Origin of the sequence: Solemya elarraichensis gill symbiont, from assembly GCF_002021095.1 — a bacterium.
Taxonomy (GTDB): Bacteria; Pseudomonadota; Gammaproteobacteria; order Chromatiales; family Chromatiaceae.
Map to the genome: position 1 here is coordinate 1 of NZ_MPRK01000234.1, position 2,655 is coordinate 2,655.

At 47.8% G+C, this 2,655-nt stretch carries 4 protein-coding genes and 1 pseudogene; 1 reads left to right on the forward strand and 4 read right to left on the reverse strand.

Annotated elements, in window-relative coordinates; all coding sequences use genetic code 11:
- Positions 1-501: GMC family oxidoreductase (locus BOW51_RS09525; RefSeq protein ID WP_217349027.1), on the forward strand; the 501-nt coding region annotated here is incomplete at its 5' end.
- Between the two features lie 15 nt (positions 502-516).
- Here the strand turns inward: BOW51_RS09525 and BOW51_RS09530 are convergent.
- The 4 genes and pseudogenes from BOW51_RS09530 to BOW51_RS09545 all read right to left on the reverse strand — a co-directional run.
- Positions 517-894 carry a hypothetical protein gene (locus tag BOW51_RS09530; protein WP_135568218.1) on the reverse strand — a complete coding sequence of 126 codons (378 nt, stop codon included), beginning with the start codon at positions 892-894 and terminating at the stop codon, positions 517-519.
- A 93-nt stretch (positions 895-987) separates the two neighbouring features.
- On the reverse strand, positions 988-1,437 hold the full coding sequence (locus tag BOW51_RS09535) for a hypothetical protein (RefSeq protein ID WP_078477516.1): 450 nt from the start codon (positions 1,435-1,437) through the stop codon (positions 988-990).
- Positions 1,438-1,572: 135 nt separating this feature from the next.
- Positions 1,573-2,208, reverse strand: coding sequence for a hypothetical protein (locus BOW51_RS09540; RefSeq protein ID WP_078477517.1), 636 nt, complete (start codon positions 2,206-2,208; stop codon positions 1,573-1,575).
- Between the two features lie 109 nt (positions 2,209-2,317).
- Positions 2,318-2,655: pseudogene (locus tag BOW51_RS09545) on the reverse strand (hypothetical protein); the annotation flags it as partial.

The following is a 2,655-nucleotide window of genomic DNA, read 5'->3' on the forward strand; positions in this document are numbered from 1 at the left end:
CCAATCGCCTATGCCAAAAGAGTCGTATCCGGATTTGGCAAATCACTCAAGCAAGGCGTCAGAGATTCATTCGGGCATGCCGTGAATATTGGTGCAATCGGGGAGTTTCTGCCTAATAGCGGCTCTTATATCGACCTCGATCCGGAGAAGAAAAACAACTATGGCATTCCCTTCGCGAGGATTCATTCCAGGCTGGGGGATGCAGAAATCAGGCGACTCCGTTTCATGGCAACAACCTGCCGCAAGTTGCTCATCGAAGCGGGTGCTGAAATATTCGAGGAATACGGCACATATGATGCATTTTCCGCCGGCCATGTATTCGGAACCTGCCGTATGGGCGAGGACGCCGCAACATCAGTCGTTAATCGCGACTGCAGGAGTCATGATGTAGACAATCTTTACATCGTTGATGCCAGTGTCTTCCCCTCCAGTGGAGGTGGTGCATCACCTTCCCTGACAATCCAGGCGTTGGCTGTACGAGCTATGGACAAGATTGTTTGACAACAAGAAATCAACTCATTTGGGTCGTACTGAACCACCTTTCGTATTAAGCACACCAACGCCGAAGTTGAACACCTTCTGGCAAAAATCATAACCAAGATAGAGTTCGCTGCCCGTAAAGTTGCGCCCGCCAATCAGGCTACATCCCAGCTTGTTATCTTTTGCCGGATAAAATGTGACGCCAGCACCGCCCATCCAGGCATTTTCTTCGTTGGTTGAAAGAACATTGAGACTGATGCCGAAGTCTTTTATTCCACCAGCACCAAAAGGGATCGTAAGGGAAATCGAGGCTGTCGGATCATAGTCAACCGGGTCTACTATTACGACATCGTCGCCTGCGCTAATATCACTCGCAACAGCCATCAAGGCAACTGCCAAAATCGTTTTATTCATTATCTACCCCTTCGATTAAGAGAATTGAGATGCATTTAGAGTTTATATTACCAGCCTGATTTGATCTGTTTCAATATATCTGCCCTCACGCGGTCAATCACGCTCGTCCAACAAATCAAGGTACTGCATATATGCCGCCAAGACATGCTGTACATAGTCAATACGGACTACCGTTGCTCTGCTGTTGAAGAGATCTGCCCCGGGTGCCTCTAAAGACATCAGGGCTACAGAGCGCGGAATTGCCCCCCTGAATGGGCCATTCTTGACCTGCGCATTGAGGAGAAAGCGCATTCCAGCCGTAATCGACTCTAAAATCTGTTGATGGAATGCCGCTTCATCACGACATAAAGACTCGGATGCCAATAATCCCTCAAGAATGGTGGCTGATGTGGTGGTGATTCCATTGTCACTGTATGCGCCATCCAGAATCGAACCGTTTACAATCTGCTTTGACAGCATGGTATTTATGATTTTCCTGGCGTGTTCTTTGTAAGCCCGCTTATCTGATTCTTGCAGGTATTGCCATATTTTTTCGGTTGCCATCAAAGCCCAATGATCAACAGGCACAGTATCCAGGTCAGCACGGCTAGTCACCAGGTAATTCAGGATTGATTGTGCAGAATTCAGCCACTTGGGGTCATGGCTAATTTCATACAGCGCAATGAGCCCCAGTGCTGCCTAGCCAGCATTGTAAGGTGATGCCCATTCATCGGTTCGCCCTCCCTTTTCAGGAATCCAGGTAGGAAAGAGATCCCCGGATGGTTTTTGCATCGCCAGAATGAAGTTTCCCAACGATTCAAGCTCGCTAACCGGAACTGCATTCGGCTCAATCTCGGTGAACTTACACAAAGCCAATAGTCCCAAACCTGCCCCTCCCAGAATAGCGAATCTGTCACCTTCAACAGCATTGGATTGAGCATCATCCCAGACCGCAGTGGCATTAGGGACTCCCTCGACTGATCCGATACTATCCACTCGCATCCGCTCTATGGACTTTCTCAGGAGTGGCACAAGCTTCTGCTTGCGAGTTAACTGGTAGTAGTCCTCAAGAACGACAATTGCCACAGCATGACGAACCCAGTTGTAATAAGGCTTTAATGGTATAGCGGTGATGATATTCGCGTGGTAAATAAAACTGCCATCATCACGAATCTGCCTCGCCAAGTAGCCACCCGAAGAGTCAATTGCTGTTCGCATGGTTGCCTGTGTAATTCCGTTCTTGAATACGCCATTATTCTCTGCTCTGGCGGCATTAAAGATCATCAAGATTAGGCTAATCGTGAGAATGGGAATGAATAAAATATCTCTTTTCATAAAAAACGGTGTTTGTTCATCGTCAAATAGTCTTCGGGTTGTTCACAACCATTGTAATAACTCTATGTGTTTATCTATCTATACAGATTGCAATATTCATCTTTCGTCACTATAAAAGATTCAGCAGGATGAAGCTGTCAGCCGGCGATAATTCATGCCCATGCACTGAGACAAGCACTTGGGACTTGCCCTGCAATGCCGGAATCCAGTTCATATCCTGGCTGAACGATGGTACCAGCAGGTCACCGACAAAATTGTAACTGCCTGAACGAACGATGGAGATATATTCGATGTCCGGGTGCTGCTGGTTGTTTAACCAGTAAAGCAATGTTCCGGGCACTGGTGGGGCCAGGTCTGTCAGTAGCGGTCGTGAATGTTGCAGCGTGCTGTATATATGGTCACCGACTTGTCTTCGCACCGCCCACTTTTTAATGGGGCCGAACATGC

Bases quoted from the DNA above. Each gene is read 5' to 3' on its own strand.
- BOW51_RS09530 (WP_135568218.1), bottom strand. From the start codon at position 894: ATGAATAAAACGATTTTGGCAGTTGCCTTGATGGCTGTTGCGAGTGAT.
- BOW51_RS09535 (WP_078477516.1), bottom strand. From the start codon at position 1,437: ATGGCAACCGAAAAAATATGGCAATACCTGCAAGAATCAGATAAGCGG.
- BOW51_RS09540 (WP_078477517.1), bottom strand. From the start codon at position 2,208: ATGAAAAGAGATATTTTATTCATTCCCATTCTCACGATTAGCCTAATC.